The following is a 16,343-nucleotide window of genomic DNA, read 5'->3' as shown; positions in this document are numbered from 1 at the left end:
CGGTGCGGCCCGCCGTCGCGGGACTCACGGCACAGAGCGGTTTCCACTCGAGCGAAAGTTCGCGGACCGGTACGGGTTCGACGTGACCTCGTGGCAGGGCCACCCCGTCCTGTGCGCGCTCCGCGAACTGCGGATGATCACCACGAACGCCAAGCGGGCGCCGGCCGGAAGCCCGACGATCACGGAGGTACGCCGCCGCATCCAAGGGCTGCGATCCGGCCACGGCGGGCTCGGATGGAACATCCTCTGATCAAGCCCCGTTCCGGGACAGGCACGACAGGCACCTGGCTCCGGCCGGGCGCGGCAACGTAGCCTGCCTCGATCCGCATCCTGCTGGCTTCGGGTGAGCAGGAGGCGTATGCCGACAGCCTCGAGGTGCGTACGCCGCCTGCCGGCGAAAGCCTGGTCGCCGAGATGCGCGATCGTGGGCAGGACGACGGCGTTCACATCGCGCTGCTCTTCGACTCCGGCGATGAGGGCGTCCGGCTCGGCACCCTCATCGGCTGTGGCGGAGAGCGCTCTCGCCGACACCGGCGAGGTTCGTGCGCAGTCCGGGGCCTACCGGGCGGCCCCCGCGTCGGGCTGATGGCGGACGCGTTCGGTACGTACTTCCTCACCCACTCGCGCGGCGAGGCCCTCAACGCCAAGCGGATGCTGGACTCCGAGAAGTCCTTCTACCAGGTCGGCGACTGCGGCTTCGGCTCCGCCGGTCACCACGGCACGCCCAACCGGCGCCTCGCGACGGCCTCGTGGGCCGCGCGCGGCCGACGGCGCGGCCGACCAGGGCACATCCTGCCCTCGCTGCGGTTCTACGGCCTGTTCGGGGCGGAGCTGCCGGACCTCGTGAAGCCGGACGCATCGAACCGATCGCCGTGTGACGGGGCCTTCGCCCTGGTGAGCGTGGTCGCCGCGGGACGAGCGGACCTCGTCCCGCGGCGACCGCGTCGCGTTGCGGGGCCAACCGTACAGTCAGTGTTCGATTGTGATTGAACATGGGGCTTTTGAAGCAGCCATGAGCAGATCCTTGCCTCCGGGGTCTTGACGCCCGCCCGGACGGCAGGCTTTCCTGTGACCCGAACGTTCGATTGCGGTGGCTTCTGTTTGTACGTGTTGAAACTCGCCCCCCTGGGCGGGAAGCACCTCCGACCTGCCGTCAGAAGCCGGTCGACCGGCGGCACTTCACTCCGCCCCACTCTCGGGCCCCGGCGACCTCGAAATCTCCCGTCCCGTCACAGTGGAGCTCCCCCATGCCCCTTGCCGCACCACAAAGGCTTCGACGATCCCTGACCGCGGCGACGACCGCGCTCACCCTCCTCGCCGGCGGAGGCGCGCTCGCCGCCATGGCCGCCGTCGGCCTCGACGTCGCCACCGCACCCCCGGCGGCCGCGGTGGAGAACACCCTGGCCCGCACCCCGCAGATGGGCTTCAACAACTGGAACTCCACCCACTGCCGGGCCGAGTTCGACGAGTCGATGGTCAAGGGCATCGCCGACCTCTTCGTCTCCCAGGGCCTCAAGGAGGCCGGCTACACCTACGTCAACCTGGACGACTGCTGGGCACTGCCGGTCCGTGACGCCGCCGGCAACCTGGTGCCCGATCCGGTGCGCTTCCCGAACGGCATCAAGGCGGTCGCCGACTACGTCCACTCCAAGGGCCTGAAGTTCGGCCTGTACTCCAGCGCCGGCACCTCGACCTGCGACGTGCCGGGCTTCCCCGGCGGTCTCGGCCACGAGCAGCAGGACGCGAACCAGTGGGCCTCCTGGGGCGTCGACTACCTCAAGTACGACAACTGCAACAACCTGGGCCTGGACGCCAAGCAGCGCTACACGGCGATGGGTGAGGCCCTGAAGGCCACCGGCCGCCCGATCCTGTACAGCATCTGCGAGTGGGGCAGCAACCAGCCCTGGACCTGGGCCGAACCGCTCGGCAACTCCTGGCGCACCACCGGCGACATCTCCGACTCCTGGTCCAGCATGATCGCCATCGCGCACGCCAACCAGGCGCTCGCGCCGTACGCCGGGCCCGGGCACTGGAACGACCCGGACATGCTGGAGGTCGGCAACGGCGGCATGACCGACACCGAGTACCGCACCCACTTCAGCCTCTGGGCCGAGATGTCCGCGCCGCTGCTGATCGGCAGCGACCTGCGCACCGCGAGCCCGGCCACCCTAGCGATCCTGAAGAACACCGACGTCATCGCCGTCGACCAGGACCCGCTCGGTGCCCAGGGAACCGTCATCGCCGACTCCGACGGCCTGGTCGTCATGAGCAAGCCGCTGGCCGACGGAAGCCGCGCGATCACGCTGACCAACGAGACCACCACCCCGCGGACCGTCAGCACCACCGCGGCGGCCGCCGGCATCGGCGGCGCGCACTCGTACACCGTCAAGGACCTCTGGTCGAAGGAGACCACCACCTCCCATGGTGCGATCAGCGCCTCGGTGCCCTCCCACGGCACCGTGATGTACCGGGTCACCCCGAAGACCCCGACCCCGCTGCCCACCGGCCTCCTCCGGCTCGGCGACCTGGCCTGGACCTCGGCCAGCAACGGCTGGGGCCCGGTCGAGCGCGACCACAGCAACGGCGAGGCCGCCGCCGGCGACGGGCACCCCCTCACCATCGGCACCACCACCTACGCCAAGGGCCTCGGCGTGCACGCCGCCTCCGACATTCGGTACCACCTCGGCGGCACCTGCCGGAACCTCACCGTGGACGTCGGAGTCGACGACGAGTCCGGCACCAACGGCTCGGCGGTCTTCCGGATCTACCGCGACCGGACCCTGGTCGCCGACAGCGGCGTCCGCCGCGGCACCGACGGGCCGCTGCGCCTGAGCGCGGACCTGACCGGCGGCGGCGACCTGCGCCTGCTGGTCACCGATGCCGGCGACGGCGACACCTTCGACCACGCCGACTGGGCGGACCCCCGCATCGCCTGCGGCACGGGCCCGAGCACCGGCGCCCACGCCCTCAGCGACCTGGCCTGGTCCAGCGCCAGCAACGGCTGGGGCCCGGTCGAGCGCGACCAGAGCAACGGCGAGACGGCCGCCGGCGACGGACACCCCCTCACCATCGGCACCACCACCTACGCCAAGGGCCTCGGCGTGCACGCCCCCTCCGCCGTCAGCTACTACCTCGGCGGCACCTGCACCAACCTGAGCACCGACGTGGGCGTCGACGCCGAGTCGGGAATCCGCGGCTCCGTGGTGTTCCAGATCCTCGCGGACGGCGTCAAGGTCGCCGACAGCGGGACGCTGACCGGCACGAAGGCAGCCGTGCACCTCAGCGCCCCGCTCACCGGCGCCAACGAACTCACCCTCCAGGTCACCGACGCCGGCGACGGCAACACCTCCGACCACGCCGACTGGGCGGCTCCCGTGCTCACCTGCACCTGAGCCGACCCGCCACCAGGCGCGTGACGGGCCGTCGCCGCTCCCCGAGGAACGGCGACGGCCCGTCACGCTTCTTCCGTGCGTCGACCGAAGGCAAAAGTTGAGCGTTCAACCATAATCGGAGGCGGCCGTACGAGGAGGAACCATGGAGCGGTCCGTCACCGACAACACCGAGAAGTCCCGGTTCGAGATCCAGGACGACGGCGAACTCGCCGGCTTCGCCGAGTACCACCGCTCCGGCAACGAGAAGCCACGGCGACACTCGCCGTTCGCACGGCGCCGCAGCACGGTGTGCGGCATGTCGTCGGTGATGAGCGGCGGTCGGTTGCCGTGCTTGCCCTTGCGAGAGGCGGTGTCGAGCCCTTCCAGTGTGGACTCGCGGATGTTCTCCCGCCCGGCACCCTGCGGGAAATGGCAGCTCAGCCAGCGCGCGCAGTCCACTTCGGCGGCGTCCACAACCGGGCATTGGCGCTGCCGACCTGGATCAGCGTTCCGGTATGCCGATCCTGACGCGCCGGGCGGAACCCGTCGATCGCGAACACCTGCTGTCCGCTGGTGATGTCGACGCCCTGCAGACCGGCCTCGTCGGCGATCAGCAGATGCTCTCCGTCGGTGAAAAAGCCGAAATCGCCGACCGGCCAGGGGAACGTCGCGACCGCCTTGATCCATCGGACGCCCGGCGAGCGCAGTTCGATCGAGGCGGGGTCGAGGACGTGGACGGTACCGCTGCCGGCATCGTCCCGGTCGTACACCGCGATCCGCCCTTCGTCGATCCACACCACCGGCCAGTTCCACTCCGAGACCTCGGGATACACCGCATGGCTGGGCCCGTCCTCGGACTCATACGGGTTGTCGTGCAGCCAGGCGGTCAGGCTCCACACCGCCGGCATCCCCCACGGCTGCCACACCCAACCGCCGTCGTAGACACGAGTCCCGTCAGGACTCAGCGACAGCGCGCCGTGGAAGTAATCGAGGTCGTGCTCCGCATCTTCCTCATCTCCATCCGGGCTGTCCCGCGCCGTGAGCACCTCGCCGGACGCGAGATCGGTGACATCCAACCGGTTCCAGTCGGTGCGGTGGACGACGACCGGCCGGCCACCGTGTTCGGCGAACGCCAACGCGAACGGGACGGTTTCACAGCAGTACTCCCCGCCGTCCAACTTCAACGCCGGCGAACCGGTGGTGAGATCGACGACGGTGCCGTACCGACCGCGGTCTTGAACCACCGCCGCCCAACGGCCGCATCGAGACACATGAAGCCGCAGTCGAACTCCGCCACCGTATTCGGACGCCAGCCTCTCCTCCCGGTACCGGGCCACGTCCTGCACCTCGCCGGTCGTCGGCGTCCACCGCGCCAGCCGTCCGTCCTCGGACAGCACCAGCCACGCCGGCCCCGCGTCACCGAGGGCCGCTGGCAGCGCTGCCACATCCACGACCGGCCGCAGCGCGTCGGGAACTGCCACGTCCACCGTGATCGTCGCCATACTGATCCCCTCGGTGCGCCCGTGTGACCCCCCGCGGCAATGTGGACAGCAGGTGATGCGGCACCGTATCGGCAGAGTCGGTGAACGCCGCGACGGCGGTCACAGCGCTGAGGTGAGCACGGATCTGGTCTATGTCGGGCTCATTCTCGCGCAGCTCCGCCTCGGTGTCGTCCAGCGAGAAACCCCCTCCGGTCGTCATGACCGGACCGGACGGTCGCCACGCACCACCCGAGGCCCCGTCTGTTGCCGCAGACCCCTCGCCCCGCCCGGCGGTGCCGCACGACGCGGCACCGCCGGCGTTGCGTCCGCTCCTTGTGGGGCCGGTCGTCCGAGGTGGTGGCGTCGGATCCACGCGGGGGTTCGGGCAGGCGCAGGGCCGGAGGCGCCGGCCGCGCCGCTCGCGGAACGGCTGCGCAGTGGTGGCCACCTGCCGGGCAGGCACCACGACCCCGAGGAGCGGTCGGCGAGCAAGCTCCTTCGCCGCCACGACACCGCCGCGCTCGCGCCGCTTCGGGCGGGCGACCTTCACACCGCACCCGACCGTCCGACGCTACCCCGTGCCGTCCGTTGCTTCACGGGCTCACCATTCCCCGGACGATTCCTCGAAGGCGTCGGGTTCGGTGATCCAGCCGGCGTTCAGGACGAGCCGTGAGGTGCGGTGGACGGCGAGGAAGCCGAACGGCCGGTCGAATCGAGCGCTGATCACGCGGGCGCGATAGCGGTACCGCGGCGGTAGCCCCGCGCCCGCCACGCTCAGGGCAGTGACGCTCGCGGAACGGAAGCCGCGGGCGCCGAACGTGGCAGTCACCGTCTGTGCGGCGGCCTCGACCGCCAACGGCTCGGCGCTGATGCCGGGGAAGTGACCTCGGGTTCCGTCCGTCGCCGTTCGGAGGCCGAACAGCTCAGGGGCCTCGAGCAGATCGTGGCGGGCGGTGACGGTGAAGGGCACGGTTTCCACCACCAGCTTCGATTCGCCGTCGAGGCTGGGAACACGCTCGACCGTCAGCCCGGGGCCCGGAGCGCCGTCGGGGAGTTGACCGCCCGGGAGTACTGTCCTCCGGTTGTCGAGGGTCCGCACCGCTGCCGCCAGCACCTGCCCCGGCTGGGCGTCCTCCGTCCCCAGGAACAGGTGGACATCGACTCCCTGGGCACCGAGAACGTGGAGCACGGTGACGGGACCTGTCGGGGTCCGGGTGACTCCCACGCGGTCGAGGAGTGCGGTGACCCGGAACAGGCCGGCCAAGTCCCTGCCCCGCCAGGGGCCGGCCGCCGCCTCCAGGCCGCCGGGTTCGAACGGTCGGATCCAGTCGGTGCGGACCGTGAGGGCACTGGCCAGCACCAGTTGGGTGTCCTTCCCGACGGTCACCGGCATCGACGGGATCTGTCCGCCGGTGCACGTCGCCGCCCAGGCGTCGAGCCGAGCCTGATCCGAAGCCGCGTCGCCGGTGAGCTGTCCGTGGACGCGCTCGGGGAGCGCGGCAAGCCAGCTCCGCTCGATCGGCAGAGCTTCGTGGGTCCACAGGCCGAGCGCCCCTTGCACGCCGGGCATCGCATCGATCGCGGCCAGCAGCCCCCGCGCCTCGCCCGCAGCCCGGTCTGCCGGGATGCCGATGGCATCGGCAAGTTCCGTACGGACGGCGGCGGTTGCGCCGTCCGCCAGCAGAGCCAGCAGCGGCCACACCCCGGCGGTGGTGAAGGCCGTGCCGCCTTCCGGCAGAGCGGCGGCCCAGCGCGCGGTCAACGCGTTGACGGCCCGGACGGTGGAACTACGAATCATGCCCACCCCTTCGAGGAACACCTGACCCCGGGAGCGTAGGGCCGACCCGTCCGGGGCGGCCAGCGATATACGTGGGCGCTCGTGGTGACGAACCGCGAGCTCGGCTCGGACGGGCTCGTCGACGGCACGGGCATCGAGTGCACGGGGAGCCGGCAGGACCCGGCCCCCCGGCCGGTGGCGCAGCCCGTAGAACTCGATCACCCACCCGTCGGCGAGCGGATCGAGCGGCTTGAAGCGCCGGCGCGGCGAGTCCTCCCGCGTCAACGGCCCCGTGCCGCGCCCGTCGACTCGCCTCGACCCGCCGCATGATCAATTATTTGGACGGGCCTTGGCTCTTGAGGTGCGCCAGCGTGGAGATCAGCCGGTCGGCGATTCCCTCGGGCCAGGGGAAGGCGATGGTCACCGCCCGCTGGTGGGCCAGCCCGTGCAGGCCCAGCCACAGGGCGACGGCGTCCGCCCAGGGGTCGTCGGTGGCGGCCAGGCCGGCGGCGGCGCACTCGGCCAGGACATCGGCGAGCAGATGCAGGGGCGCCATGCCGAGGGCGGCCATGTCCTCCTGCGTCACGGCGGTGTCCTGGAGCACGGGCACCCAGACGCCGCCGAGCATGGTGCGGTAGCGCTCCGGGTGGTCCTCGGAGAAGCCCAGGTAGGCGTGGCAGAAGGCGAGCAGACGTGCCCGGGGGTCCTCGCCGGCCGCGTCCACGGCGGCGCGGAGCTGTGCTTCCAGCTGGTCGAAGGCCTGCTGCACCACGGCCAGCATGATGGCCGGCTGGTCGGGGAAGTGGCGGTAGATCGAGGGGGCGGCGATCCCGACCCGGCGGGCGACGGAGCGCAGGGTGACGGCGCTCTCGCTACCGGTCTCGTCGAGCAGCTCGACCGCGGCGGCCACGATGTCCTCGCGGAGGCGGGCACCCTCCCCCCGGCGGTTGCGGGGGCGGGCGGACAGTGTGCTCGATTCGTTTCCCATGCCGTGAGCTTACAGGTGAAAACTTACAGCCGACAGCCCTTGTGTGCCGTGAGCTTACGCGCGTAACGTTACGACCGTAAGCAATGCTGAGCCGAACGGAGCACGCCATGAACGACGCCGTCATCACCCGCGCCATCGAGGTCGTCCTGCCGGGCGAGGTCGAGCCGGACGGCCTCCGGCTGCGCACCCGCGACCTCCCGCCGCCGACCGACGGCCGGGTCCTGCTGCGGATGGACGCCACCGGCGTCTCCTTCGCCGAGCAGCAGATGCGCCGCGGCAAGTACTACGACCAGCCGCCCTTCCCCTTCGTGCCCGGCTACGACGTGGTCGGCACGGTGGTCGCGACCGGCCCCGGCGTCGACCCGGCGATGACCGGGCGCCGCTTCGCCGCCGTCACCAAGACCGGCGCCTGGGCCAGCCACCTGCTGATCGACGCCGCGGACGCCGTCCCCGTGCCGGACGGCGTGACGGCCGCCGACGCCGAGACCGTGGTCGTCAACGGCGTGACGGCCTGGCAGATGCTGCACCGGACGGCGAAGGTGGCCCGGGGCGCGACGATCGTCGTGCTCGGCGCCAACGGCGGCGTCGGCTCGACCCTCGTCCAACTGGCCCGGCACGCCGGGATCACGGTGATCGGCACGGCCTCCGCGCGCCACCACGACACCGTCCGCGCCCTCGGTGCGACCCCGGTCGACTACCGCGACCCGGACGCGTACCGGCGCATCCGGGAACTCGCACCCGACGGCGTCGACGCGGTGTTCGACCACGTCGGCGGCGCCGGACTGGCACGGTCCTGGCAACTGCTGCGCCGCGGAGGGGTCCTGGTGTCCTACGGCACCGCCGCCACCAAGGACGAGGCCGGCGACTCGCGGCTCCCGGTGCTGAACCTGTTCGCCCGGCTGGCGTTGTGGAACCTGCTCCCCAACGGGCGCTCCGCGCACTTCTACAACCTGTGGGCGGGCAGGCGCCGCCCCGCGGCCTTCCGGGCCCGGCTGCGCGAGGACCTCACCCAGGTGCTGGCCCTGCTCGCCGACGGCACGCTCACCGCCCAGGTCGCCGCGGAGTTCCCCCTCGACGAGGCCGCGGCCGCGCTGGCCCTGGCCGAGTCGCGCACCGTCGCGGGCAAGGTCGTCATCGTCCGCTGAGCGGCTCCGCCGACGTCCGCTGCTGATCCGCACCTGCGGTACAAACCTGGCCGCCCCCGGTGAACGGGGTCTGGGGGCGAAGCCCCCAGGAACTCTCTGTTCCCGCACCTCGGCGGAGCTGCTCAGGGCCTGTCGCGAAGTGGGGTGTGAGCTTGTGGCAAGATCACGGGATGCTGCGACTCACCGATTTCATTATCGACTGCCCGGACACGATGAAGCTGGCGGCTTTCTACTCCGAGGTGACGGGCCGTCCGATCAAGGAAGGCAGCTCCGAGGACTGGGCCGGCATCCAGTTCGGCGAGATCGAGCTGGCATTCATCCGGGTGGACGACTACCGCGCTCCGCAGTGGCCCAACAGCGAGCACCCCAAGCAGTTCCACCTCGACTTCGAGGTGGACGAGATCGAGTCCGAGCAGCGCCGCGTCCTCGACCTCGGCGCGACGCTGAGGCAGGACTTCATCGGCCCCGACGGCTACGGCTGGCAGGTCTACACCGACCCGATCGGCCACCCCTTCTGCCTGTGCCGCAACAAGGGCGTCATCTGGACCGACCAGGGCCCGATCTGGCCCAAGCACGACTGACGCGGCTTTGGTGAAGTCGGCCGCTGATCCTTTGATGCCTGTCCGTTGACCGTTCAGGGCTCGGTCGACCGCGGTGCCGACCGCTTCACGGAGACCATCGACCGCGCGCACCACACCTTCGTCGAGGCGATCGCCGCGGGCGACCCGGACGCCGCCGTCGCGGCGGCCCAGAGCAGCCTGGAGCGCACCCTCGACCGGCTGCGCGCCGCGGGAGCCGGACCGCGCCGAGCCGGGGGCCGCGTCCGCGCCGCTCCGGCCGGGGCCGTTCGCAGGCGAGTTCCTCGCCCGCGGAGAAGCTGTTTCCGTCCGCGAGCACGTGGAGCGGCTCACTGCCGCCGAAGCACAGCCGCCCCACCTGCCGGTCGGGCGTCCCGGCGATCACGGAGTGATCGGTCACTCGGCCCGGCGGCACTCCCCGCCCGCCGGCCGGCCGGGGCGGCCGGGGCGGCCGGGGCGGCCGGGGCGATCACACCTGTCATCGGGCGTCACTTCCCGCTCGGATATCCGCGGTTGGCCGTACAGACCCGGATGGCCCGGTTTCTAATGAGCGGGAAGTCGCAGCCGGTCCGGCGAAAGGGCGTGTCGTACGTGGGCGACAGGGCGATCGAGCAGGTTCTCGACGACCGCTACGAGGTCAAGGGGGTCGCGGGCGAGGGCGGGATGGGGCGGGTGCTGCGCGTTCTGCACCGGCAGTGGGGAATCGACCTGGCGGTCAAGACGCCGAAGCCGGAGGTGTTCGCGACCGATGAGCAGCGCGAGCGGTTCGTCACCGAGGCCGAGGCGTGGGTCGCGCTCGGGCTGCACCCGAACATCTGCGGGTGCCACTACGTGCGCGTGGTCGACGGCGTCCCTTGCGTCTTCGCCGAGTACGTCGGCGACGGCAGTCTGCACGACTGGATCGCCGACCGCCGCCTGTACGAGGGCGGCCCGGAGGCGGCCGTGGCACGCATTCTGGACCTGGCGATCCAGATGGCCTGGGGCGTGGGCCATGCGCACGCCGAGGGCCTGGTGCACCGGGACGTCAAGCCCGCCAACGTGCTGCTCGACGTGCAGGGCGGCGACATCGTCGCCAAGGTCACCGACTTCGGCCTGGCCCGCATCCGGCCGATCGTCGCCGAGGACGGCGGGGACCTTCCGCACGGTGTCAGCGTTCCGGTCTCGGCGGGCGGGCGGACACCGGCGTACGCCTCGCCGGAACAGCTTTCGAACCGGCCGGTCGGGAGGCGGACGGACGTCTTCAGCCTCGGTGTCACGGTTCTCGAGATGTTCACCGGTGGGCCGCGCTGGGGCCGGGGGCCGTTCGCGAACGACACCATCAGGGAGCGCCACGGGATCGAGTCGTACGGGCCTGGCCTGCCTCCGCTGCCGTCGGACCTGGCCGACCTGCTGGAGCGCTGCCTCGACCCGGCCCCCGAGAGGCGGCCGGGGTCGATGGCGGTGGTCGCCGGGGAACTGGCGGCGATCCACCTGCGGATCACCGGGGAGCGGTACCGGCGCCTGGAGCCGAAGGCCGCCGACCTGCGCGCCGACGAGCTCAACAACCGGGCGCTCTCCCTGCTCGACCTCGACCGCGACGAGGAGGCCGCCGCCTCGTTCACCGCGGCGCTGACGGCCGACCCGCAGCACGCCGAGGCGACCCTGAACTCGGGACTGTGGCGCTGGCGCCGTGGCGAGATCACCGACGAGGAACTGGTCGCCGACCTCGACGCCGTCCGCACCGACGCCGACGACGCCGGTCCCGCGCGGCACGCGCTCGGGCTCGTCCACCTCGAACGGGGCGACCTCGCCACGGCCCGGCCGCTCCTCGAACGCATCGACCGCGAGCAGCCCGGGGTGCGGGACGTGGGCGAGGCGCTGGACACACTCGGCTCCGGAACCGTGCCGGACGCGGACTGCATCGGGATCAAGGAGATCCGCTGGAACCCGACCGCCGACGGGAAGCCCGCCCGGCTGCTCCACATCGACGTGTCCGCGGACGGGAGGACCGCCGTGACCGGTGGTCACGACGAACACGTCCGTGTGTGGGACGTGCGCACGGGCCGGTGCCTTCGCACGCTTCGCGGCCACGGGGCCAAGGTCCGGTCGGTCCGGCTCACTCCCGACGGCCGGTACTGCGCCTCGGTCGAGTACGACGCGGTCATGCGTATCTGGGACCTGTCCGACGGCAGGTGCCTGCGGGCCATCAGGGCGGCGAGGGCCTTCAGATGGGCGGCGGTCAGTGCGCGGGAGGGCATCGCCGTCGCCACGGAACCGGTCTGGAAGGGCGATGTGTACGGCGTCGACGTCGTCGTGTGGGACCTGCGCCGGCGCCGGGTCCGCTGGCGGCTGCACGGCCCGCTGGCGCAGTTCCCGGAAGCCGAGCTCAGCCCTGACGGACGCTGGGTCCTGGTGGCCGGATACGAGGACTGCATCGCCCGCCTCTGGGACCTGCGCACCGGGGAATGCGCGCGGGTGCTGGCCGGGAAGGGGGTGAACCAGCCCGCTCTGTGCTTCGACACCGGCAACGGCGTCGCGGCGGTCGCCGACAACCAGGATGCCGTCGGCATCTGGGACCTGCGGACCGGGCGTCGGGTCCGGACCCTGCGGGGCCCCGTCACGTCGCTCGCGCTCAGCGCCGACGCCGCGAAGCTCCTGGTCGGTGCCCGCGACGGTGCGGTCCGCCTGTGGGACCTGGGGACCGGCAGGTGCCTGCGGACGTTCCGGGGCCACCGAGGCGAGGCGGGCCATGTCCGCTGGGGCGCCGGCGACCGGTTCGCGCTGTCCGCGTCGCTCGACAACACCGTGCGGCTGTGGCGGATGCCCGGCTCTCCCGCCGCGCCGTTCCAGGTGAGCCGGCCCCGCAGGCACGGCGTGCTGAACCTGTTGGAGGAGAAGGTGAAGGCACTGGTCGGGACCGCGGCGGCCCGGGAGGCGGCGGGCGACCGCGCCGCCGCGCTCGACACGCTCCGGGAGGCCCGCGCCGTCCCCGGGTACGAGCGCGCTCCCGACGTGATGGCCGCCTGGCGCTCCCTCAGCCGGTCACTGGTCCACACCGGCGTCCGTGCGGTCTGGCCCGCCCGCAGTTTCGCGGCGCACCGGTCGGGCGTCGGTTCGCTCGACATCAGCGCGGGCGGGGACGTCATGGCCACCAGCGACGGCGCCGAGATCCGGCTCTGGGACCCGGGCACCGGCGCGCTCCTGCGGACCATCACCGTCCACGAGGAACGCGAGCACAGCTTCTTCGTCGGCATCGACGCGGTGCAGCTCAGCGCCGACGGCGGCACCGTCATGGCCTGGGGCCGCAGCGGATCGGCCAAGGCCTGGTCGACCGGCAGCGGCGCGCAACGGTACTCGATGTCCGACGACCGGCTCATCGGCACGGATGCCATGCCCGAGTCGCTCAGGTGGATGATTCCCGTGGCCATGAGTCCCGACGCGGCCCGGTTCACCGCCGACGGGCGCCGCGCGCTCATCGGCGGCGACGGAAACGACCGGCGGTTCCGGCTCTGGGACCTGGAGACCGGCACCCTCCTGCGCGAGCTCGAGGGCCACACGGGAATGCCCAGGGCCGTGTGGATCGGCCCGGGCGACCGGACCGCCGCCACGGGCGCGAGCGACGGGACGGTCCGCCTGTGGGACCTCGGGACCGGCCGCTGCCGTGCCGTGCTGCGCGGTCACACGCATTGGGTCATGGCCGTGACGATGAGCGCCGACGGAAGCCTGGTGGCCTCCGCCGGCGGCTACGACGACCTGTCGGTCCGCGTGTGGGACACCGCCACCGGCTCCTGCACCGCGGTGCTCGAAGGGCAGCGCGGCAACGCGCGGAAGATGCGCTTCACCCCCGACGGTCGCTTTCTGGTCTCGACCCATGACGGCGAAGAGATGCGGCTGTGGGACCTGGCGACCGGCACCTGCTCGCGGACGGTGGAGGCCCAGCCCGGGCAACTGGGCCGGCTCGCTCTGACGGCCGACGGCGCGTACGCGGTCTCGGGAGGAAGCGACGGGCGGGTACGCCTGTGGACGCTCGACTGGGAGCTGGCGGAACCGCGGGCCTGACCCGCTCACAGCCCCCAGCGCTCGCGGTACCGGCGCGCGAACTCCACCGCGTATTGGTGCGGGTACGAGCGCTGGGTGTCCGTGACCTCCAGGACCGCGTCGTCGGCGACGAAGAAGAGCCCGCGTCCGAACCTGACCTCGCCGACGGCGACCGGCGCGTAGACCTGCCATCCGCAGTCCACCCGGTCGGCCACGAGGTCCGCGACCCGGTAGTCGGGGCCGTCCAGTCCGTGGGCGAGCATGTGGCGGCCCACGATCGCGATCGCGTGGTGGCGGGGCAGCTGCGGCAGGTCGGTGCGACGCACGACGCCCGCCATCACCAGCTGGTGGTAGGCGCCGTCGAGGTCGACGCCCTCGCCGTCCCCGAAGACCTCGGCCAGCATGCCGCGCTCGGCGAACTCCCCTTCGGCGGCTGTGACCAGGCGCAGCACGGCCGACTCGGTGTCCCGCGCGACGCGCCGGGCCAGCTTCGACACGATGCCGGCGACCGTTCCGCCGGTCCAGACCCCGGGAACCGCCGTCGCGAGTTCCTCCATCACCGGCGATTCGCCCCGCAGCCAGCGCCCGCTCTCCCACCAGTAGCAGAAGGACAGCAGACCGGACTCGGCCCGTTCGTCGAGCAGTGGATCGGCCACCCATTCCGGCGCCCCCGCGAACAGCTCGGGGTGCGGCGCGTCGCCGCGATAGGCATCGGCCAGGCCGGGCGCGTCCCAGACGCCGCCGGACAGGACGGCGCGGCCGCCCGCGAGCATCCACAGTGTCGAGCCGCCGCGCGTCGAGCTCTCGAACCACGCGTGGGAAGGCCGCATCCGCGGCCCCCATTCGGAACCGGCCGCGACGAACGCCGCGGACAGGACGGCCCAGCGCGCCCAGGTCTCGGTGAGGCCGGGCATCTCGTCCGGCGGGACACCCCGTGCGGACCGCGCGCCGTGCGAGTCGGCCGGCAGGGCGGCCTTCCGCGGGCTGCGCAGCTGTCTGCCGCCGTGGCCGACGAACGCGGACAACCAGGTGGGGAGCTTCTCCGCGGACCAGTCGAAGGCTTCGAGGTCGACCCGGTAGTCCTCGGGGGCGAACAGGTGATCGTCGGGGAACGGCTCGTCGCCGTAGTCGAAGTCCACCTCGACGCCGCCGTCGACGTGCAGGTCGAGCGTCATCCGCCACCAGGGCCCGCGCGGCAGCCGGGCGGTGGTCCGGCGCAGCTCGCGGGCCAGCCGGAGCGTGTCGGGGCCCGGCGCGGCGTCGGTGGAGGCCCGGTCGGTCGCATGGAGGACATGCGAGGCCTCGCGGCGCAGCGTCAGGGCGAACACCGCGGTGATCCGCCGGCAGCCGGACGGAGCCTCGGCCAGGAGGGACTCGGCGAGACGCCGGGTCTGCCGGTCCGCGAGGGCGAGGACCGCCGGATCCGCGGCGGGCTCGGGGACGAGCACATGGCGGGAGTCGGTGCCGGGCCCCGGGAACGCTTCGTGAAAGGCCTCCGAGAAGGAGCCGCCGTCGCCCGTCACAGCGGCCATGCCCTTCGCAGCCTACTGATCAGTGTGTCGGGGCCGAGAGCCCGCTTGAGCTGGAACAGGTAGCCGACGGGCGACTCCTGCACGATCTCGCGGCGTTTGCGGCGCCACTGGAGGGGCGCGCCGACGATGCAGCCGGCGACCACGGCGGGGACGGTCAGCGCCGGGGTGACGCCGACCGCTTCCGCCGCGGCCGCGGCCAGCGGCGGGAGGGCGACCGACTTGACATTGGCCAGGGCCCGGGCGGTTTCGAGGCCGGCGCTGCGCATGCGGTCGTCCAGGTCGTCGAGCCGCGCGCGGACCTCGCGGTCGACCTCGGTGTGCAGGTACTCCTGGTAGAGCCCCGCGTCCCGCACGTCCTCGACGGCGCCGAGCAGCCCGACCTGCTCGGCCGTGAACTCCCGGAACCCGTCCAGTTCTGCCCCGAATTCGGCGCGGATCTCAAGGATCTTCTCGACCGGGACGGCCCGCAGATCCGCGAGGACCACCGTCGCGAACGCCAGGAACACGAACGCCTCCTCGGATGCCGGCCGCGCCGCGGAGCTGTCGGCCGGGAGGTCGCCGAGGAGCACTGCTGCCAGCCGCTCGAAGGTCCAGCCGGACATGGCGGCGTGCGGCAGTGCCCGGTCGGTGATCGGGTGCAGGCGGTTCTCGGCGGCGATCTGCTCGGCCAGCGCGAGCATGTGGACGGTGGCCAGCTCGGGGTGCATCGCCACCCAGATCCCGCCGCGGCCCGGGCGGGCGAGCGCGAGCCCCTGGTCGACGGCCGAGTCGAGGAGGTGCCCGCTGATGCGGCTGGCGTGGACGTAGCCGAAACGCGGGTTGAGCCAGGTCGGGTCACCCTCGTCGACCTCCTCCCGGCCCGCCGAGAACCCGCCCGCGTTGCCGAATCCGGCCTCGGCGACCGGTAGGCCCCAGGTCTCGATCCGGTCGAGGCCGAAGCGCTCCCGGAGGGCGGCACCGTGTTCGTGGAGCAGTTCCAGGAACGGCTCGGCGACTTCGCGGGCGGCCCAGGCGGGCGGTTCGACGTCGAGCAGCCAGCGCGCGGCGTGGAGTTCCCTGGCGGCGGGCGAGTCCTGGAGCGGGTAGCCCGGCGGGCGGATCCGGGCCATCTTGGGCCAGTACAGGGCTGCGTACTTGAGCCAGTCGTCGTCGCGGACGTGGATGTGCGGGTAGTAGAGGGCGAACCGGTCCATCAGGCATTCCCTCCGCGCCGCGCGTCGGTGAGGATCGCAGCCGCCCGGACGCGGACTCGCGGTTCGCCGTCGAGGCGGCCCTCGCCGGTCATCGGGGTTCCCAGGTCGAGTGGCCCTTCGCCCGCGGACCGGTTCCGCGGTACCACGGTCCTCCGCAGTGACTCCGGTGTCGGTTCCGGCATGAGCGGGTGGAGTCCGAGCGCGTAGGGGACCCGTCCCGTGATGATGGCAGCTGTCACACCCCGAGTGTGTCCCAACTCC

12 protein-coding genes are annotated in these 16,343 nt (G+C 72.3%); 6 read left to right on the top strand and 6 right to left on the bottom strand.

Annotated features, from left to right (window positions below):
* The first annotated feature begins 82 nt into the window (after positions 1-82).
* The 3 genes from ACGFSC_RS14665 (at position 83) to ACGFSC_RS14655 (ending at position 3,392) form a co-directional block, all read left to right on the top strand.
* Positions 83-250 carry a hypothetical protein gene (locus ACGFSC_RS14665; protein WP_359907749.1) on the top strand — a complete coding sequence of 56 codons (168 nt, stop codon included), beginning with the start codon at positions 83-85 and terminating at the stop codon, positions 248-250.
* A 125-nt stretch (positions 251-375) separates the two neighbouring features.
* Entirely contained in the window at positions 376-990 is a 615-nt protein-coding gene (locus tag ACGFSC_RS14660; protein ID WP_392863346.1) for a hypothetical protein, read from the top strand.
* A 257-nt stretch (positions 991-1,247) separates the two neighbouring features.
* Positions 1,248-3,392 carry an NPCBM/NEW2 domain-containing protein gene (locus ACGFSC_RS14655; RefSeq protein ID WP_359896825.1) on the top strand — a complete coding sequence of 715 codons (2,145 nt, stop codon included), beginning with the start codon at positions 1,248-1,250 and terminating at the stop codon, positions 3,390-3,392.
* Positions 3,393-3,497: 105 nt separating this feature from the next.
* On the opposite strand, the gene ACGFSC_RS14650 is transcribed toward ACGFSC_RS14655, so the two are convergent.
* The 4 genes from ACGFSC_RS14650 to ACGFSC_RS14635 all read right to left on the bottom strand — a co-directional run bounded on the left by ACGFSC_RS14650 (position 3,498) and on the right by ACGFSC_RS14635 (position 7,617).
* A complete protein-coding gene (locus ACGFSC_RS14650; RefSeq protein WP_359896823.1) occupies positions 3,498-3,845 on the bottom strand; it encodes a hypothetical protein in 348 nt (115 codons plus the stop codon).
* Positions 3,809-4,873: a hypothetical protein gene (locus ACGFSC_RS14645; protein ID WP_359896821.1), complete on the bottom strand. Its 1,065-nt coding sequence runs from the start codon at positions 4,871-4,873 to the stop codon at positions 3,809-3,811. Before ACGFSC_RS14645 ends, ACGFSC_RS14650 begins: the two co-directional genes overlap by 37 nt.
* A gap of 580 nt (positions 4,874-5,453) precedes the next feature.
* Positions 5,454-6,914 carry a serpin family protein gene (locus ACGFSC_RS14640; RefSeq protein ID WP_359896819.1) on the bottom strand — a complete coding sequence of 487 codons (1,461 nt, stop codon included), beginning with the start codon at positions 6,912-6,914 and terminating at the stop codon, positions 5,454-5,456.
* Positions 6,915-6,963: 49 nt separating this feature from the next.
* Positions 6,964-7,617: a TetR/AcrR family transcriptional regulator gene (locus ACGFSC_RS14635; protein WP_359896817.1), complete on the bottom strand. Its 654-nt coding sequence runs from the start codon at positions 7,615-7,617 to the stop codon at positions 6,964-6,966.
* A 107-nt stretch (positions 7,618-7,724) separates the two neighbouring features.
* Here ACGFSC_RS14635 and ACGFSC_RS14630 point away from each other — a divergent pair, with 107 nt between their 5' ends.
* The 3 genes from ACGFSC_RS14630 to ACGFSC_RS14620 all read left to right on the top strand — a co-directional run bounded on the left by ACGFSC_RS14630 (position 7,725) and on the right by ACGFSC_RS14620 (position 13,378).
* A complete protein-coding gene (locus ACGFSC_RS14630) occupies positions 7,725-8,762 on the top strand; it encodes a medium chain dehydrogenase/reductase family protein (protein ID WP_359896816.1) in 1,038 nt (345 codons plus the stop codon).
* Positions 8,763-8,932: 170 nt separating this feature from the next.
* On the top strand, positions 8,933-9,343 hold the full coding sequence (locus ACGFSC_RS14625; RefSeq protein WP_359896814.1) for a VOC family protein: 411 nt from the start codon (positions 8,933-8,935) through the stop codon (positions 9,341-9,343).
* A gap of 588 nt (positions 9,344-9,931) precedes the next feature.
* Positions 9,932-13,378, top strand: a complete 3,447-nt coding sequence (locus ACGFSC_RS14620) for a protein kinase (protein WP_359896812.1) — start codon at positions 9,932-9,934, stop codon at positions 13,376-13,378.
* Positions 13,379-13,383: 5 nt separating this feature from the next.
* On the opposite strand, the gene ACGFSC_RS14615 is transcribed toward ACGFSC_RS14620, so the two are convergent.
* Together ACGFSC_RS14615 and ACGFSC_RS14610 are read right to left on the bottom strand one after the other, a co-directional pair.
* Positions 13,384-14,889 carry a hypothetical protein gene (locus ACGFSC_RS14615; RefSeq protein WP_359896810.1) on the bottom strand — a complete coding sequence of 502 codons (1,506 nt, stop codon included), beginning with the start codon at positions 14,887-14,889 and terminating at the stop codon, positions 13,384-13,386.
* Positions 14,877-16,082, bottom strand: coding sequence for a DUF6236 family protein (locus ACGFSC_RS14610; protein WP_359896807.1), 1,206 nt, complete (start codon positions 16,080-16,082; stop codon positions 14,877-14,879). The genes ACGFSC_RS14615 and ACGFSC_RS14610 overlap by 13 nt, the downstream gene beginning before the upstream one ends.
* Positions 16,083-16,343: the final 261 nt, after the last annotated feature.

Origin of the sequence: Kitasatospora sp. NPDC048715, assembly GCF_043198905.1 — a bacterium.
Taxonomy (GTDB): domain Bacteria; phylum Actinomycetota; class Actinomycetes; order Streptomycetales; family Streptomycetaceae; genus Kitasatospora; species Kitasatospora lactacystinica.
Note: the sequence above shows the minus strand (reverse complement) of the source record. Positions and strands in the feature narration are given on the sequence as shown.

Coding starts and splice junctions, on each gene's coding strand:
- ACGFSC_RS14615 (WP_359896810.1), bottom strand. CDS start 14,889: ATGGCCGCTGTGACGGGCGACGGCGGCTCCTTCTCGGAGGCCTTTCAC.
- ACGFSC_RS14655 (WP_359896825.1), top strand. CDS start 1,248: ATGCCCCTTGCCGCACCACAAAGGCTTCGACGATCCCTGACCGCGGCG.
- ACGFSC_RS14635 (WP_359896817.1), bottom strand. CDS start 7,617: ATGGGAAACGAATCGAGCACACTGTCCGCCCGCCCCCGCAACCGCCGG.
- ACGFSC_RS14625 (WP_359896814.1), top strand. CDS start 8,933: ATGCTGCGACTCACCGATTTCATTATCGACTGCCCGGACACGATGAAG.
- ACGFSC_RS14645 (WP_359896821.1), bottom strand. CDS start 4,873: ATGGCGACGATCACGGTGGACGTGGCAGTTCCCGACGCGCTGCGGCCG.
- ACGFSC_RS14610 (WP_359896807.1), bottom strand. CDS start 16,082: ATGGACCGGTTCGCCCTCTACTACCCGCACATCCACGTCCGCGACGAC.
- ACGFSC_RS14630 (WP_359896816.1), top strand. CDS start 7,725: ATGAACGACGCCGTCATCACCCGCGCCATCGAGGTCGTCCTGCCGGGC.